The organism is Aeromonas sp. Lyrl_2 (assembly GCF_051948815.1).
Taxonomy (GTDB): Bacteria; Pseudomonadota; Gammaproteobacteria; order Enterobacterales; family Aeromonadaceae; genus Aeromonas; species Aeromonas veronii.
Genome location: NZ_JAYJLJ010000015.1, coordinates 57,710 through 73,710 on the forward strand (window position 1 = coordinate 57,710; position 16,001 = coordinate 73,710).

Below are 16,001 nucleotides of genomic sequence, written 5' to 3' on the forward strand. Positions count from 1 at the left end.
AAGGGCTTATAAAAACAGGCAATAAAAAGGGCGGGGAGTGTGACTCCCCGCCCTTGTTGTATCTGCTTCTGTGGCGGATTAACGCGCCAGCAGGATACGCAGCATGCGGCGCAGCGGCTCGGCGGCGCCCCACAGCAGCTGGTCACCCACGGTAAAAGCGGCCAGATACTCCGGGCCCATATTGAGCTTGCGCAGACGACCCACCGGAATGCTGAGGGTGCCGGTGACGGCCGCCGGAGTCAGCTCGCGGGCGGTGATGTCGCGATCGTTGGGGATCACTTTCACCCAGTCGTTGTGGGCGGCCAGCAGGGATTCGATCTCCGCCAGCGGCACATCTTTTTTCAGCTTGATGGTAAAGGCTTGGCTGTGGCAGCGCAGGGCACCGATCCGCACGCAGAGACCATCCACCGGAATGACGGCATTCTCGATACCCAAAATCTTGTTGGTCTCGGCCTGACCCTTCCACTCTTCACGGCTTTGGCCGTTGTCGAGCTTGGTGTCAATCCAGGGGATAAGGCCACCGGCCAGCGGTACGCCGAAGTTGTCCACCGGCAGGGTGCCGGAGCGCGTCTTTTCAGTGATCTTGCGCTCGATGTCGAGGATGGCGGAGGCAGGGTCGGCCAGCTCAACCGCCACTTCGTCACGCAGCATCCCCATCTGGGTGACCAGCTCGCGCATATGGCGGGCACCGCCACCGGAGGCTGCCTGATAGGTCGCCACGCTCACCCACTCCACCAGATTGGCCTTGAACAGGCCGCCGAGGGCCAGCAGCATCAGGCTGACGGTGCAGTTGCCGCCGACGAAGGTCTTGATGCCATCGTTCAGGGCCTGCTCGATGACATCGCCGTTGACCGGATCCAGAATGATGACGGCGTCTTTCTCCATCCGCAGGGAGGAGGCGGCGTCAATCCAGTAACCCTGCCAGCCAGCGGCTTTCAGGCGCGGATAGACATCCTTGGTGTAGTCGCCGCCTTGCGCGGTGATGATGATATCCTGCTTGGCCAGCGCCTCGATATCGAAGGCGTCTTGCAGAGTACCGGCATCGACGCCGAAGTTGGGCGCGGCCTCACCGGCCTGGGAGGTGGTGAAGAATGTGGGTTGAATATGGGCGAAATCCTGCTCTTCCTGCATCCGGCTCATCAGAACCGATCCCACCATGCCACGCCAACCGACCAAACCTACTTTTTTCATATTGTCCTACCCTGGATTGCTGCTAAAGAAACTCGTGGTGACACCCGTAACCCCTTGTCTGGCGACGCCTGTTTACAAGCGGTTTACAGGCCAGTTAAAAAATATGCGCTGCGAAAAATGCGTCTATCCACATTACGGATTGTGACGGCTTGCGCAAGTCGAATTGCGCAATATTCTGTGCCGTTTGCTGCATTAACCGGCAGCCAGCGCACCGCTCAGGCAGACGGGGAGCGAGAAGGTCAACATCAGACGAAAAGGCCACCGTTTATGGCGGTGGCCTGTCAATAAAGCGGTTGAGGAGGTCCTCTGCTGTTGTCTGAGGGCGCAGTTGGCGAGAGAAACAGCCCGACTGTGTGGGCGTCTAGCCGTAACGGGCGAGGGTGAGCCCCTCATCGCTGATGGCGGGCTCGCTGCCGCTGATAAGATCGCACAACAGCTGACCCGAGCCGGCCGCCATGGTCCAGCCCAATGTACCGTGGCCGGTATTGAGCCAGAGGCCGGGAATGGGGCTCGGCCCCACCAGTGGGGTGCCATCCGGTGTCATGGGGCGCAGTCCGGTCCAGAACTCGGCTTGGCTGATATCGCCCCCCTCGGGGAAGAGATCGCCGACCACCATGGCCAGAGTGTCGTGGCGCCTCGGATTCAAGGCGAGGTTGTAGCCCGACAGCTCCGCCATGCCGCCGACCCGGATCCGCTCGTCAAAACGGGTGATGGCCACCTTGTAGGTCTCGTCGAGCACGGTACTGCGCGGGGCGGCCTCGGCGTTGATCATCGGCAGGGTGAGGGAGTAGCCCTTGACCGGATAGACCGGCAGCTCCAGCCCGAGCGGGCGCAGCAGCGGCCGCAAAAAGCCGGTGGCATAGCTGCCGAGCGCACAGACGATGGCATCGGCGCGATAGCGCTGCTCGCCTGCCCGCACCGCCACGGCTCGGCCACGGGCTTGCTCAATCTCGTCGATATCGCAGTTGAAGACGAACTTGACCCCGAGCTTCTCGGCTTCAAGGGCAAGGGCCTTGGTGAAGCGGAAGCAGTCGCCGGTCTCGTCGCCGGGCAGACGCAAGCCGCCGACGATTTTGCCGCGCACCCGCGCCAGCGCAGGCTCTGCCGCTTCGCAGCCGCTGGCATCAAGGGATTGGTAGGGGACGCCATACTCCTCCAGCACCTCGATATCGCGCTGACTGGCATCGAGCTGGGATTGGCTGCGAAACAGCTGCAGGGTGCCGAGCTGGCGCCCTTCGTAATCGATGCTCAACTCGTCGCGCAGCAGCTTCATGCAGTCGCGGCTGTATTCGGCCAGACGCACCATGCGCCCCTTGTTGGTGGCATAGGCGGTCGGGGTGCAGTTGGCGAGCATTCTGAGCATCCAGCGTAGCTGGAAGGGGTCGGCAGTGGGGCGCACAGTGAAGGGGGCATGCTTTTGCAGCATCCACTTGGCGGCCTTGAGGGGGATGCCGGGGGCCGCCCAGGGGGCCGCGTAACCCGGGGATATCTGCCCGGCGTTGGCATGGCTGGTTTCAAGGGCGACGCCACCTTGTCGCTCCAGCAGAGTCACCTTGTGACCCGCTTTGGCCAGATACCAGGCGCTGGTTACCCCGATCACGCCGCCACCGAGAACCACTATCTCCATATCGTCTTTCCTTGACTGATCTCCTGATGTGGCCACCACCATAATCAGCCGCCACAGGATATTCAACTGCTCTGCGCAGGATTGGGATCTCCGTCTGCTTGCCGGTCACAGGCTGGTGTTTGGTGCGATGACGCGCCTGATTGCCAGCGTAAATCGCTGCGCTCTTGTCAGTGTGAATGCGCCAGGGGACATGGTCCGCTTACAACTGCTCCAGCTTGATCAGGTACTGCTCCGCCGTCGCCAGAATGGCCTGCTGTTGCGCTGCGGCTTGGCCATCCCAGTTGGCATAGGGGAGGGCGAGGCGGGGATTGCCGCCCAGTTTGTCCCGATTGCGCCAGAGAAAGTGCCAGTAGAGGCTGTTGAAGGGGCAGCTCCCATCACCGTGGCGGGCTTTGACCTGATAGTGGCACCCCTTGCAGTAGTGGCCCATCCGCTCGAGATAGGCGCCGCTGCTGGCGTAGGGCTTGCTGCCCATCAGGCCGCCATCGGCAAACTGGCTCATGCCACGGGTGTTGGGCAGCTCCACCCACTCGATGGCATCCACATAGATGCCGAGATACCAGTCATCCACCTCGTCAGGATCGATCCCCGCCAGCAGGGCAAAGTTACCAGTCACCATTAGCCGCTGGATATGGTGGGCGTAACCGTGCTCAAGGGATTGGTTGATGGCGTGACGCACGCAGGTCATCCTGGTTTCGCCGCTCCAGAAAAAGCTGGGCAGCGGCCGCTTGGCCCCGAGAAAATTGGTCTGCTGGTAGTCGGGCATCTTCTCCCAGTAAAGGGCACGGACAAACTCGCGCCAGCCGAGGATCTGGCGGATAAAACCCTCCACCTGCGCCAACGTGATGGTGGCCTGATTGGCCTGCCAATGGGTCTCGGCGGCCCGAATCACCTCAAGCGGATGAAGCATCTTGCTATTGAGGGAAAACGACAGTCGGCTGTGAAACAGGCTCCAGCCCCGCTCGCTCAGGGCATCCTGATAGCGGCCAAAGTGGGGCAGGCAGTGGGCGAGAAAATGGGCCAGCAGCTCGCGACTCTGACGTCTTGTGATGGGCCACGGCAGTCTGCTGGCATCCGCCTCGCCGATGGTGCTGACCCCGTGGCGGGTCAGCATGGCATCAATCTCGCTCACCTCGTTGGCAAAGGTGAGGGGTTCCGGGATCGGCTGACGCTCCGGCAGCTTGGCGCGGTTCTCGTCATCGAAGTTCCAGCGCCCGCCAAGGGGTTGGCCGTGCTCATCGAGCAGCACTTGATATTGCTTTCGCAGGGCGCGGTAGAAGAACTCCATCCGGCTGTGGGGGTAACGCTGCCAGCCATCGCGGGGAGTGAGAAAATGTTCGCTCTCCACCTCGGTAGCAGGGATGGCAATACCCGCCGCCCAGCTTTTCAACTGGCTGGCGAGGCGCCACTCGTCCGGGCTCTGCCAGGCAAAGCTGTCGGCCTGATGCGCCGCGATTTGGGCTGCCAGCAGGCTGGGCAAGTCGGGCCAGCGGGCACTCTCATCAAGAGTCAGGTAACAGACTCGGTGGCCCGCCTTGCCAAGGGCCGCCGCGAAGGCGCGCATGGCGGCAAAGAAGGCAAGCACTTTCTGACGATGGTGGTGGCAGTAGTCGGTCTCCTGACGCACCTCCGCCATCAGGTAGCAGATTGCCGGATCCGGGGTGCGAAACCAGCTGTGAGCGGCGTTCAGCTGATCGCCGAGAATCAGGCGCAGCTCCATCAGGCTGGCTCCTCATTATGTTGATGGTTACGGAGACGAGCGTGGCGACAGCGTTCGCTGCAGTAGCGAACCTCCTCCCAACTGCGCGCCCACTTGCGCCGCCAGCTGAAGGGGCGCTGGCAGACGGGGCAGATCTTCTCGGGCAGATGGGGTTTGCGATGCATGATGGCTTCCGGCCTTGGCTGATGGGGGATGTGGCGTGTGGGTAGGGAGAATAACGAAGCGGGGGCGCGGGCGGATCAACCTCGCTGCCGGTTTGCCGCGCAGATGCCCACTTTGTGAGCGGGCGCACAGCCCGTCGGTGCGCCACTTGTTTGCCAATTAACCAGCCGTTAACGTGGCGAGGCTGCCCGTTGGCAGCATCCATCTATGGATCTTGTTGGCCACCGACTGTCTACAACCGATATGGAGGGGAGTGATGCCAATCATGACAGCTACGCCCCGGGCAGCTTGCCTGCTCGCCCACTGGTATACCCGGGATCCCATTCTCACCTTCGACTTTCCTCACCGCTGATTGGCGGCACCCGCCGTTTGAATTTGTCAGCCGGACGACCCTGATCGCCCCGGCCTCTTTGCCAATTCCGATTTCAAACACACTGGCCCCGCGCCGGTGAGGAGTCTTATATGCGTCGTATACCCGAGCCGTTTCGTATCAAGATGGTCGAGCCCATCAAACAGACCACTGGCGCCGAGCGCCGCGCTGCCCTCGAGGCCGCTGGCTGGAACCCCTTCCTGCTGCTGGCCGAAGATGTTTATATCGATCTGCTGACCGACAGCGGCACCGGTGCCATGTCCGACCGTCAGTGGGCTGGCATCATGATGGGGGATGAGGCCTATGCGGGCAGCCGCAACTTCGTAGAGCTGGAGCGCACGGTGCGCGAGATTTTTGGTTACCAGCATGTGATGCCCACTCACCAGGGGCGCGGGGCGGAGCAGATCCTCTTCCCCGAGCTGGTCAAGCGTTGCCGGGGCAAGGCGCCGGTCTTTATCTCAAACTACCACTTCGACACCACCAAAGCCCATGTGGAGTTGGCTGGCGCGCGGGCCATCAACCTGCTCACCCCGAAAGCCCTCGACACCACGGCCCCTTACGCCTGGAAGGGGGATTTTGACCTTCCTCGCCTGAGCGACACCATCGAGACCCTGGGGGCCGCCAACGTGGCCGGCATCATCATCACGGTGACCTGCAACAGTGCCGGTGGCCAGCCGGTCTCCATGGCCAATATGGAAGCGGTCTCCGAACTGGCCCGTCGCCACCATATTCCGGTGGTGATCGACGCTGCCCGCTTTGCCGAGAACGCCTGGTTTATCAAGGAGCGGGAGCCGGCCTATGCCAAGCACAGCATCAAGGAGATAGTGCACCAGATGTTTGCGCTGGGGGACATCTTCACCATGTCGGCCAAGAAGGACGGGCTGGTCAATATCGGCGGGTTGTGTTGCTTCAAAGAAGATCTCGACCTGTTCCGCGCGGTGCAGGTGCGCTGCGTGGCGATGGAGGGGTTTGTCACCTATGGCGGCCTTGCCGGGCGGGATATGGCGGCGCTCGCCATCGGCCTGCGCGAGGGGATGGATGAGGAGTATCTCACCTACCGTATCAGTCAGGTGGCCTATCTCGGCGAGCGGTTGGCCGAGGCGGGCATCCCGATCCAGACCCCCACCGGCGGCCATGCGGTGTTTGTGGATGCCAAGAAGCTGCTGCCCCATATTCCGGCCGAGCAGTTCCCGGCCCATGCGCTCGCCTGCGAGCTCTATCTGGAAGGGGGCGTGCGCGGGGTGGAGATTGGCTCCCTGCTGCTCGGGCGCGATCCAGCCACCGGCAAGCAGGTGGCGGCGGACTTCGAGCTGCTGCGTCTTACCATTCCGCGCCGGGTCTACACCCGGGATCACATGGACTATGTGGCCGACTGCCTGATCGCGTTGAAAGCGCGGGCCAGCGACATTCGCGGGCTCACCTTCGACTACGAGCCGCCGCTGCTGCGCCACTTCACTGCGCGGCTGAAACCGGTCTGATCAGCAACCGGTCAGACGGGGTGATCAACCGCGCCAAACCGTGAAGATCACCGGTCGCTCCCGGTTAAACGGCCCAGTAAAAAAGCCCCCGCACCAAGGTGCGGGGGCTTTCGTTTATAGACGCAAACCGGGTCAGACCGCCTGATACTCCAGCTCGACCGAGCCCAGCGCCTTAAGAGTGGACTGGGCGGAGTCACGCTGGCTGATCTGGCCGTTTTTGTTCTCCAGCAACACGGCGCGGCGGATGGTGGCGAGATCTTCACCGTTAAGCACCGCATGGGCGCAGGCCATCTGCATCGGCGGCAGGCTGGGGTTGAAGGCGGCGTTCTCGGCGTAGCGGCCAGAGAAGATGCGGCCATCGGCAAACTGCAGCGCCACCGCGGCATAGCCCTGACTGTAGGGGGCGTAGCTTTGACGGGCAGCTGCCAGCGCGGCCTGCCACAGCGGGTCTTCGCTTTGAAGCTCAAGCTCTGCGTGATCCTGCGGGCTCATCAGCGCATCAGTGATGTCGAGATCCGCCGGACCAAACGAGTGGGGCAGGAAGGATTGCAGGGCGCTCAAGTCATCGGGCAGAGAGACTTTCAGGATCTTGGCGGTGCTCAGCTCGTTCATGAACTGACGGCAGTGGCCGCAGGGGGTGTAGTTGACGGTGATTTCGCTTATCCCGGTCTCGCCACCCAGCCAGGCGTTAGAGATGGCGGACTGCTCGGCGTGGACCGAGTGGAACAGACCTTGTCCTGCAAACTCCATGTTGGCACCGAAGTACCAGGTGCCACTCAGGCCGCAGGCGATAGCACCGACATAAAACTTGGAGATGGGCGCCACCGAGCAGGCGGCGGCCAGTGGCAACAGGGCGAGGCGCAGAGCGCGATCATCGAGACCTGTGGCGGCTTTCAGGGTGGCGACTTGCTCCGGCGTGAAGCGGGCGTTGAAGTCGGCACTATCCAGCATGGGCTGCACGGCTGCTTTGAGCGGGGCAGAGAGGGTATCGAATGGCTTGGCAAAACGGGGATGCATAGTGTGTCCTCAAAGGCCAATTGGGCGGCCATTGTAGGGAGCAAGCTCGGGTAAATGTGTGAGCAGGCTCACGCCCTGACGGGCAAACGGAGGGGGATGGTAATGGAAACGTTTGTCTTGTGCAAATTGTGCGGCAGGTCGCACCCCGACAGCGCTGCAGAGCTGTCGGGGTGGCTAATCATCGGTCAGGTGAGCCAGTGATAGATGGCAAAGAGGAGGGGAGCGACGGCTGCGGTGAGGATCCCGCATACCACCATGGCGAGCGAGGCAAAGGCGCCCTGGGTGATCCCCTTCTCGGCGGAGGTGGCGGTGCCGATGGCGTGGGCACAGGCCCCCATGGCGAGCCCTTGTGCTTCCGGGTCGGTCACCTTCAGCAATCTGAGCAGCGGGTAGCCGATCAGAGCGCCGACAATTCCCACAACAACAACAACTGCGGCCGCGATGGCGGGAATGCCGCCGATGGACTGGCTGACGCTCATAGCGAGCGGGGTGGTGATGGATTTGGTCGCCAATGAGGCGAGCAGCGCCGGATCTGTGCCCATAAAATGACCGATCAGCAGGGTTGTGCACACCGAGATCAAGACGGAGGCGAGGGCACAGATTAGGATGGGCTTGAGTTTGGCCTGGATCTGGCGCGCCTGCTGATAGAGCGGCAGCGCCAGCGCCACCACGGCGGGTTCCAGCAGCATGGTAATGGGGCTGCTGCCGCGCTCGTACTGCTCAAGGGGCAGATCGAGCCAGAGTAGTAGTCCAATGATCACCCCGGTCGGCACCAGCACCGGATTGATGATGGGCCAGGGCAGGCGTCGATAGAGGGCGCGGGTGGCGAAATAGAGCGCCAGGGTCAGGGGAATGGCTAGCCAGAAGATCATTTGTTCATCCTCTGGTAGAGCCGACCGACGGTGGCGAGGATCAGCACGATCCCGAGCACGATGCAGAGCATGATGACGCCGAAGGATTGGCGCAGGGGCTCAAGCCAGGCCACCAGTCCGACCGCAACCGGCACGAACAGCACGCCCATGTGGCGCAGCAGCAAGCCTGCCCCCAGCTCGACCCAGTGCAGCTTGATCAGTTGCAGGGAGAGCAGCACGAACAGCAGCAGCATGCCGATGATGCTGCCGGGAAAGGCAAACGGCAGGATGGCTGCCACGGATTTGCCTGCCAGCAGGCAGGCGACGATGACCATAAAGTCACGAAAGTACAGCAAGGCGCGTTGCGCGATCACGTGAACCTCATCGACTGGGAAGAAAAATCGCAGTTTACCAGAGAGGCCGGGTCGCGGCATTAAAACAATAACAACTGAAATCAGTTCGTTTGAAGCTGATTTGATTGGCATTTTTTGAAAAGTGCCCGATAGAACCTTTTTCGAACTACAAGGAGTAGTGATGACATCCCTCTTGTCCCGAGTTCGCCAGCTGGCGAACGATACTGCGTTGCCACCCCATCTGTTGCAAACCCGTCAGTGGGAAGGGCCTCTGTGTCGGGTGCGACTCGACAACACCGGCGCTGTTGCCACTCCGGTTGAGCGCTGGGTGCTGTTTGATGGCAAGCTTGGCCTGCCGGTGGAGAGCGCCATCTATGGTGAAGGATTCCAGATGCTGGCTCAGACCATGGGTAGCTGGCAATCACCACAACATGTCGGCCGTTGCCCCGATGCCAGCGTCTATCGCATCACCGATGACAACGGCTATCACACCATGCACAACCTGTTGCTGGTGGAGCATAACAAGGGGTGGCTGCTGCTTGCCTTTGCCAGTTGCCACCGTTTTGGCGGAGAGTTTCGCCTCTATCCCGATGGTCGCTTGCAGATCCTGATGAACTGCGAAGGGCGAAAACTCGTAGCCGGTGAGCACTGGCAGAGCGAGGCGCTGATCTGCCTCGAAGGAGCGGAGCGAGAAGATCTGCTGGCCGAGCTGGCACAGCTGATCGAGGTCGAACATGGCTCGCTGATCGGCCAGGTGAGTGAGCGCCCGAGCGGTTGGTGCTCCTGGTATCACTACTACGCGGATGTGAGCGCTGCCGATATTCGCGAGAACCTGCAGGTGCGCGCCGAGCGCTTCCCGGCGTTGCGCTATGTGCAGATCGACGACGGCTATCAGGCCAAGATGGGCGACTGGCTCACTCCGTCGGCCAAGTTCGAGCAAGGCGTTGCTTCATTGGCTGCGGAGATCAAACAGGCTGGCTGCGAGCCTGCCCTCTGGGTCGCTCCCTTTATTGCAGAGCCAGGTTCGCAGGTGTTTCAGGATCACCCCGACTGGTTTGTGAAGGGGGATGACGGTCTGCCGCTGCCCTCCGAGCGGGTCACCTATGGCGGTTGGCGTTGTACTCCCTGGTATGTGCTGGACGGTACCCACCCCGAGGTGCAGGTGCACCTCGAGCGGGTGTTCCGTACTTTGCGTGAGCAGTGGGGCATCCACTACTTCAAGCTCGATGCCAACTTCTGGGGCGCTATCCATGGTGGCCGTTTCCATGATCCGGCAGCCACTCGGGTTGAAGCCTATCGGCGCGGCATGGCCGCCATCCTGCGTGGTGCAGGTGAAGGGGCCTTCCTGCTCGGTTGCAACGCCCCCATCTGGCCAAGCCTTGGCTTGGTGCACGGCATGCGGGTGAGCGATGACGTGGAGCGCAATGGCCACCGCTATCGCCAAATTGCCCGCGAGGCCTTCTGCCGCGCCTGGCAGAACGACAAGCTCTGGGCCCTCGACCCCGACTGCATCTGTCTGCGGGATCTGCCAAGCCAGCAGGCAAGCCAGGCGGAATACAGTTTCCATCTGGCGGCGTTGGTGGCAAGCGGCGGCATGATGCTGGCGGGTGATCGGCTGCAAGATCTCGATGAGGAGCAGGCGGCGCAACTGCGCAAGCTGCTTGAGCTCTGTGCGGCCCGGACACCTTCTGCCCGTTTCGAGTCGATGGACTTTGCCTGCGGCGAAGTAAGCCTGCCCGAGGGCGGCACTCTGCTCTGCCTGTTCAACTGGGAGGGGCAACCACAGGAGTTTCTGCTGCCAGAAGGGGGAACCGATTTTTGGCAGGGGCAGGCAGTCGGCACAACCGTGACCCTGCAAGGGGGCGAGGGGCGGGTGATCCGCTACACCTGATCACCGCATCACCACATACAATTCAGGCTCCATCACGGAGCCTGAATTGTTTCAATCAGCGGTTATCAGTCACGTTTTTCAGTAACGCCACTCAAAACCGACAGCGTATTTGGCGGAGCCATAGCCCGGGATATCACTGCCGGAGGCGATCGCCTTGAGGGTCAGCAATGGTGTGATGGGCACCCCCAGACCAAAACCGATGGCCAGTTGATCATTGGGGTTCCCCATCAGATCGACTCGCATCACCCGATAGAGGGACATGTCCTCGCTCAGGTGCATATAGGCTTGCGAAGCGCGGTTATAGACCTGACCAAACACCTCCAGCTGGAAACCTGACTGGGCGCTGATGGCCAGCGGTACCCCGACAAACTTGTAGAGATGGGAGCCGTTGAAGTAGCTGTTGGTGATCAGGGGAGTGAAATCAGTCTGCTGATAAAGGGTATTGAAGTTCTGTTCTACGATGCGATAGGTCTGCTCGGGCAGGCGAGCAAGATAATCCGGCACATCGAACCGGTATGCGGCGTTGGCTGCCAGCGGCAGCAGGGCCAGTAATCCGAGCAGTGCGTGGTGACGAGGCATCAGCAAATGGCTTCCGTTCGGCCAAAGAGAACTCTTGCTTGGGAGACATCCGCTCAGGATGTTGCAAGATATTGGTTTTTGGGGAAATCCCCTTCGTCATTATGACCTGAAGAAGGGGATGGGCGGGAAGGATTTATTGTGAAACTACTCACAACTCATAAATCTTCCAGATAGTGGTAGAGACTCTTTAGAATCGCAAAGTTCCGTTCGTTACTCTGGTTCTGCTCGGCCAGTGCCTCGAGACGGGGCACGTAGTCCGGCAGACGGCGGCTGAAGTAGTCGCTGCAGTGCAGGCGCCAGCGTTTCTGCTCTGCTTCGCTCAATGTGTGCGGCCAGTTGCGGGCGCGGTAGCGGAACAGCATTTCCGGCAGCCGGGAGTCGGTAAAGGCGAACTCCCGTTCACCCAGCAGGTCCGCGGGGGTGGCACGCACCAGATCCATGGTGGACTTGTCGCCATGGCCAAAGAATCCGGCGTAGAGCTGGGTATCGGGGTCGCTCTCATTGCTGCCGGCGAACTCCTGATTGAACACTTCCACCAGTTTTTCCCGCACCTCGGGGTGGGCGCGCAGCAGATCCAGGCTCTTGCGGCACTGCTCCCGATTGATGCCGAGCTCGTTGGCGCGCTCCGCGGTCAGGGTGGCGGCCGGCGCCAGTACCGGGCACTTGTTGATGTGTACCAGTTTGACCGGAATGCCCGCCAGATCCCCCAGCTCCTCTTTCTTGGTGTAGAGGCGCTCGCGGATCTCCTCGCTCGTGAGCTCGATAAGCGGGGTGGGGTCACGGGTCAGATCCACCATGATCACCGCGTTCTGGTTGGTGGGGTGCCAGGCAAGTGGCGAGACCCAGCTTGCACAACCCTGCCAGGGGGAGAACATGCCGGAGACGTGCACCAGCGGCTTCATGGTCACCACGTCAATCAGCGCCTTTACCTTGTTTTTGTTACGCAGATCAAAGAGATAACCAAACAGCTTGGGTTGGGCTTTTTTCACCAGCTTGGCCATCTCGATGGTGGCCAGCACGTCCGAGAGTGCATCGTGAGCATTGGCGTGGGCGACGCCGTTGGCAACCGTCAGCTTCTCCAGCCGGAAACTCGGCTTGCCCTCATCGTCAAAGGCCCACTCGATCCCCTCCGGGCGCAGGGCATAGCAGGCCCGCAGCATGTCGAGAATATCCCATCGGGAGTTGCCGTTCTGCCAGCTGTAGGCATAGGGGTCATAGAAGTTGCGATAGAGGGTGTAGCGGGTCACTTCATCATCGAAGCGGATGCTGTTGTAGCCAAGCACACAGGTATTCGGCGTGGCGAATTGCTCGTGGATCTGGCGAATGAAATCCGCCTCGCACAGCCCATCCTTCATCGCCTTTTGCGGCGTGATACCGGTAATCAGGCACGCCTCCGGATCCGGCAGATAGTCCGCCGGTGGCTTGCAGTAGATGACCAGCGGCTCGCCAATGAGGTTGAAATCCGCATCGGTACGAATACCGGCAAACTGCGACGGCCTGTCCTTGGCGGGGCTGATGCCGAAGGTTTCGTAGTCGTGGAAATAGAATGTTGGCTCGTTGCCCGCGTGTGCTGTTTTGCTCATGTTGCTCGAGATGAGGTATCCGATGACGGCGGCTAGCGCCTGGGTGGGCGGTGCCAGGCACCACAATTGTGTGCATGGTAAACCATAGCGCAGGCAGAACGAAGGGCGAGCCGTGCAGGTGGTGGTTTATTGGGCGGTTGCTTCCGATATCTTATGCACTTCTGTCTGGCACACCGGGACTATAAGGCCAATCTATCTCTCAGGATATGATGATTGTTTAGTGATATCTGTAGTGACCGGTTAAGAGGACCCTCATTGGCGATCCTGTCCAGGTTCGGGGTCTGGTAGCCCATCATCCCCTGGTTGTAGGCACTGATGTTCCAGTAGCCGATGTCATCGCCCATGATGGCAAGAATATTGGGCTTGGCGGCTGCTGTGGCACTACCAGCGGTGGCCATTAAGGCAAGGCTCATGGCTATTTTGTTTATTTGAATGGCCATTATTGGCTCCACTCCTAATCTGATGTGAATTGGTACACAAAATGGGCGATGAAAGCAGCGTGCGTTTAACGCGGTGGAAATATCATCCCATGCAGGCTGTTGGAGGGGATGGAATACCCGGATGGGCACATTCCCCTTTATCGCTGTCGTTATGACCAGCAAAGAGTGATATGACCTGAATAGCCCGAGTTAACCGCCGCTTGGAAATCAGCTTTCAACAGTTTCACTCTATAAATCCCGTTTATCCTTGTCGCCTTATAGCGAATATAACCGCTGGTTATCCGATATTTCTTCTCCAACCTTTCGGTCGCAGGCTATCGGGTGGGCTCGAGCGAGCATGGGAAGCTGTATCCAGAAAGCGTGAGGTGTCTACCGCTATCGATGGCGACAAGGCGAATAAATGGGTGATGGAGTTCACAGTTTGGTTAATTAATTTGGGGATGGTGGCAGTTATGAGGGTTGTGGTGTGCCTTTATTCAAAATTCTTACTGGCAAACCGAGCACTCTTTAATTCTGATTAAGTCATAATTAAGTAAAGTGGAGGTGTTGATTGTTTCGTTCAGATATGAGTTTTAAAATTGCTCACAATCTCTACGCGAGATTTAAAAAGTCTACTTGCATATTTTTGAATGGATAAATATGACTTGAATGGGAGTGGACAAATAAATCCAGCTGTGATCTTTGTCTTTTCAAGGTGCGCAGGTTCATAAATGCCTATAAAAACAAGGTAAAAGGCTCGGCTATTGACTAAGTTGATAGAAGGCGAAGCATAAAACAGCGCCAGTTTGATACGACAACATCGCATGGGACCCGGATCATGGACAGAGCGCAGGGCACAGCCCCCTTTTCGTTGCAAGTGGATCTAAGGCAGGTGGTGTATGCCCTATCAGCCTCGCTGGATCTGGTGGGCATTGGCGATGTGGCCCACGGTAAACGGGTCGGGATTATGGCTGCCGAGTGCAGCCGGGAGCTGGGGATGAGTGAGGCCGAACGCTGTCTGCTGTTCGAGCTCGGAGTGCTGCATGATATCGGTGTCTCCTCGACCATCACCCATCATCATCTGGTCAGCGAGTTCGATTGGGAGTCCTCCCAGCGCCACTGCGAGGTGGGATATCAGCTGCTCAAGGATTTCCGTTTGCTGGCCCCACTGGCCTTGCCTATCCGTTATCACCACACCCACTGGCATCTGTTGCGTGAGATGGCCGATGTGGACCCCAATGTGGCCCGTCAGGCCAACCTTATCTTTCTGGTGGATCGCTGCGATGCGTTGGCGGCGCCCTACTATGGCGATGGTTCATTGTTGATGCATACCCACGAGATCCGCGCACGCCTGCAGGATTTCCGTGACGAGTTCTTTGCCCCCGAGCTGGTGGATGCCTTCCTCAAGGCGTCTCGCTCTGAGGCATTCTGGCTGCAGCTGGAAGCCCGCTCCATCAATGATTACATGCTGGAGATGCTGCAGGTGCGGGAGCCTTGCCTGACCTTCAACGGGGAGCTTAAAGCGCTGGCGCAGATCTTCTCCGGCATTGTTGACGCCAAAAGCCCATTCACGATGACGCATTCACTCGGTGTGAGCAGGTTGTCTCGGGCATTGGCCGAGCAGATGGGAGTCAGTGCCATCCATTGTGACATGCTGGAGATCGCCGGTTTGCTGCATGATCTGGGCAAGCTCAGGGTGCCGGACGAGATCCTCGACAAGCCTGCCAGCCTGACGAAAGAGGAGCGGGCCATCATCAATACCCACAGCTTCGAGACTTACCAGATCCTGCGCCATATCGAAGGGTTTGAAGAGATTGCCTGTTGGGCGGCCTATCACCATGAGGAGCCTGATGGGGAGGGCTATCCGTTCCACCTGCCGGCATCCGCCATGGCGCTCGAAGCGCGGATCCTGCGGGTCGCCGATATTTTTCAGGCAATGGTGCAGGACAGACCTTATCGCCGCGGTCTGCCTGCCCGTGACGCATTGACCTTTATGCAGCAACTGGCGGATCAGGGGCGGGTCGATCCCGCTGTGGTGGCGGTGCTGGCCGATCACCTGCCGCAGATGATGATGGCAGCCATTCCGGATCGCGAGCCGGATCATGCCACCAATTGAGGGAGAGGCTGGCCGCTGACTCATACTGCCGCGAGCCAGCTATGCTTGGAACAAGCCGAGCATGGTGCCGGTACCGGCGCACAAGACGCCAGCTTGATGGACTACCGTAGGGGAGCAGATATGGAATCGCTAAAAGCCAAGGATTATATGCAGAGCAGACCCATCACCTTCACTGCCGACATGATGGTACAAGCTGCGGTCGAGAAATTTCTGAACAGTCATCAGCTCGGTGGCCCTGTGGTGGATGGGCAGGGCCATCTGATTGGCTGGATCTCCGAGCAGGATTGCATCGCAGTGCTGCTTAAGGAGGCCTATCACTGCGAACAGGTGGCGCAGGTCAAGGATGTGATGCGCAAGGAGGTGTTGTCGGTGGGTCCCGATACCAGCATTTTGAGTCTGGCGGAGATGATGATGGGGCAAAAGCCGAAGATCTATCCGGTAGTGGAGGAGGGGCGTCTGCTCGGGGTCATCAATCGCCACAACGTCATGCAGGCCATTCACGCCCAGCTCACTACCTGTTTTGTCCATCACACCCACGGTTAACCCTGTTTTCCTCTCTCCCAAGGCAAGCTTCGGCTTGCCTTGGCTATTTCATATGCTGCGATTTATTCGTGTTATGCCATCTTACAATGATTGTTTTGTCA

14 protein-coding genes are annotated in these 16,001 nt (G+C 59.7%); 4 read left to right on the forward strand and 10 right to left on the reverse strand.

Features of this window, described 5'->3' with window-relative positions; all coding sequences use genetic code 11:
• Positions 1–78: 78 nt before the first annotated feature.
• From asd to VF684_RS14190, 4 genes are all read right to left on the reverse strand, one after another.
• A complete protein-coding gene (gene asd / locus VF684_RS14175; protein ID WP_279475125.1) occupies positions 79–1,191 on the reverse strand; it encodes an aspartate-semialdehyde dehydrogenase in 1,113 nt (370 codons plus the stop codon).
• A 361-nt stretch (positions 1,192–1,552) separates the two neighbouring features.
• A complete protein-coding gene (locus VF684_RS14180) occupies positions 1,553–2,860 on the reverse strand; it encodes a D-amino acid dehydrogenase (RefSeq protein ID WP_337738132.1) in 1,308 nt (435 codons plus the stop codon).
• 157 nt (positions 2,861–3,017) lie between these two features.
• Positions 3,018–4,538 carry a cryptochrome/photolyase family protein gene (locus VF684_RS14185; protein WP_279475131.1) on the reverse strand — a complete coding sequence of 507 codons (1,521 nt, stop codon included), beginning with the start codon at positions 4,536–4,538 and terminating at the stop codon, positions 3,018–3,020.
• A complete protein-coding gene (locus VF684_RS14190; protein WP_279475132.1) occupies positions 4,538–4,702 on the reverse strand; it encodes a DUF2256 domain-containing protein in 165 nt (54 codons plus the stop codon). Before VF684_RS14190 ends, VF684_RS14185 begins: the two co-directional genes overlap by 1 nt.
• Before the next feature lie 460 nt (positions 4,703–5,162).
• Between VF684_RS14190 and VF684_RS14195 the strand changes: the two genes are divergently transcribed.
• On the forward strand, positions 5,163–6,548 hold the full coding sequence (locus VF684_RS14195; protein WP_279475134.1) for a tryptophanase: 1,386 nt from the start codon (positions 5,163–5,165) through the stop codon (positions 6,546–6,548).
• 132 nt (positions 6,549–6,680) lie between these two features.
• Here VF684_RS14195 and cdd read toward each other — a convergent pair whose 3' ends face one another.
• The 3 genes from cdd to VF684_RS14210 all read right to left on the reverse strand — a co-directional run bounded on the left by cdd (position 6,681) and on the right by VF684_RS14210 (position 8,790).
• Positions 6,681–7,565: a cytidine deaminase gene (gene cdd / locus VF684_RS14200; RefSeq protein WP_005333283.1), complete on the reverse strand. Its 885-nt coding sequence runs from the start codon at positions 7,563–7,565 to the stop codon at positions 6,681–6,683.
• Positions 7,566–7,750: 185 nt separating this feature from the next.
• Positions 7,751–8,437, reverse strand: a complete 687-nt coding sequence (locus tag VF684_RS14205; RefSeq protein WP_279475135.1) for an LrgB family protein — start codon at positions 8,435–8,437, stop codon at positions 7,751–7,753.
• The gene (locus tag VF684_RS14210; RefSeq protein ID WP_005333279.1) at positions 8,434–8,790 is read right to left on the reverse strand and encodes a CidA/LrgA family protein; all 357 of its coding nucleotides are present in this window, start codon (positions 8,788–8,790) and stop codon (positions 8,434–8,436) included. The genes VF684_RS14205 and VF684_RS14210 overlap by 4 nt, the downstream gene beginning before the upstream one ends.
• A 160-nt stretch (positions 8,791–8,950) precedes the next feature.
• Here VF684_RS14210 and VF684_RS14215 point away from each other — a divergent pair, with 160 nt between their 5' ends.
• Positions 8,951–10,660 (forward strand): alpha-galactosidase, encoded by a 1,710-nt coding sequence (locus VF684_RS14215; protein ID WP_376900284.1) that lies wholly within the window; start codon positions 8,951–8,953, stop codon positions 10,658–10,660.
• A 78-nt stretch (positions 10,661–10,738) separates the two neighbouring features.
• Here the strand turns inward: VF684_RS14215 and VF684_RS14220 are convergent, their stop codons facing one another.
• From VF684_RS14220 to VF684_RS14230, 3 genes are all read right to left on the reverse strand, one after another.
• A complete protein-coding gene (locus VF684_RS14220; RefSeq protein ID WP_005360277.1) occupies positions 10,739–11,239 on the reverse strand; it encodes a hypothetical protein in 501 nt (166 codons plus the stop codon).
• A gap of 155 nt (positions 11,240–11,394) precedes the next feature.
• The gene (sbcB, locus tag VF684_RS14225) at positions 11,395–12,822 is read right to left on the reverse strand and encodes an exodeoxyribonuclease I (protein ID WP_107683128.1); all 1,428 of its coding nucleotides are present in this window, start codon (positions 12,820–12,822) and stop codon (positions 11,395–11,397) included.
• A 179-nt stretch (positions 12,823–13,001) separates the two neighbouring features.
• Complete coding sequence (locus tag VF684_RS14230; protein WP_234829651.1) at positions 13,002–13,262, reverse strand: hypothetical protein; 261 nt, start codon at positions 13,260–13,262, stop codon at positions 13,002–13,004.
• An 817-nt stretch (positions 13,263–14,079) separates the two neighbouring features.
• Here VF684_RS14230 and VF684_RS14235 point away from each other — a divergent pair.
• Both VF684_RS14235 and VF684_RS14240 read left to right on the forward strand, forming a co-directional pair.
• A complete protein-coding gene (locus tag VF684_RS14235; protein WP_107682909.1) occupies positions 14,080–15,357 on the forward strand; it encodes an HD-GYP domain-containing protein in 1,278 nt (425 codons plus the stop codon).
• A gap of 120 nt (positions 15,358–15,477) precedes the next feature.
• Positions 15,478–15,900 (forward strand): CBS domain-containing protein, encoded by a 423-nt coding sequence (locus VF684_RS14240; protein ID WP_005333273.1) that lies wholly within the window; start codon positions 15,478–15,480, stop codon positions 15,898–15,900.
• The last annotated feature ends 101 nt before the right edge of the window (positions 15,901–16,001 follow it).

Excerpts from the sequence above, each read along its gene's own strand:
- asd (WP_279475125.1), bottom strand. The coding sequence starts at position 1,191 with ATGAAAAAAGTAGGTTTGGTCGGTTGGCGTGGCATGGTGGGATCGGTT.
- VF684_RS14180 (WP_337738132.1), bottom strand. The coding sequence starts at position 2,860 with ATGGTGGTGGCCACATCAGGAGATCAGTCAAGGAAAGACGATATGGAG.
- VF684_RS14185 (WP_279475131.1), bottom strand. The coding sequence starts at position 4,538 with ATGGAGCTGCGCCTGATTCTCGGCGATCAGCTGAACGCCGCTCACAGC.
- VF684_RS14190 (WP_279475132.1), bottom strand. The coding sequence starts at position 4,702 with ATGCATCGCAAACCCCATCTGCCCGAGAAGATCTGCCCCGTCTGCCAG.
- VF684_RS14195 (WP_279475134.1), top strand. The coding sequence starts at position 5,163 with ATGCGTCGTATACCCGAGCCGTTTCGTATCAAGATGGTCGAGCCCATC.
- cdd (WP_005333283.1), bottom strand. The coding sequence starts at position 7,565 with ATGCATCCCCGTTTTGCCAAGCCATTCGATACCCTCTCTGCCCCGCTC.
- VF684_RS14205 (WP_279475135.1), bottom strand. The coding sequence starts at position 8,437 with ATGATCTTCTGGCTAGCCATTCCCCTGACCCTGGCGCTCTATTTCGCC.
- VF684_RS14215 (WP_376900284.1), top strand. The coding sequence starts at position 8,951 with ATGACATCCCTCTTGTCCCGAGTTCGCCAGCTGGCGAACGATACTGCG.
- VF684_RS14220 (WP_005360277.1), bottom strand. The coding sequence starts at position 11,239 with ATGCCTCGTCACCACGCACTGCTCGGATTACTGGCCCTGCTGCCGCTG.
- sbcB (WP_107683128.1), bottom strand. The coding sequence starts at position 12,822 with ATGAGCAAAACAGCACACGCGGGCAACGAGCCAACATTCTATTTCCAC.
- VF684_RS14230 (WP_234829651.1), bottom strand. The coding sequence starts at position 13,262 with ATGGCCATTCAAATAAACAAAATAGCCATGAGCCTTGCCTTAATGGCC.
- VF684_RS14235 (WP_107682909.1), top strand. The coding sequence starts at position 14,080 with ATGGACAGAGCGCAGGGCACAGCCCCCTTTTCGTTGCAAGTGGATCTA.
- VF684_RS14240 (WP_005333273.1), top strand. The coding sequence starts at position 15,478 with ATGGAATCGCTAAAAGCCAAGGATTATATGCAGAGCAGACCCATCACC.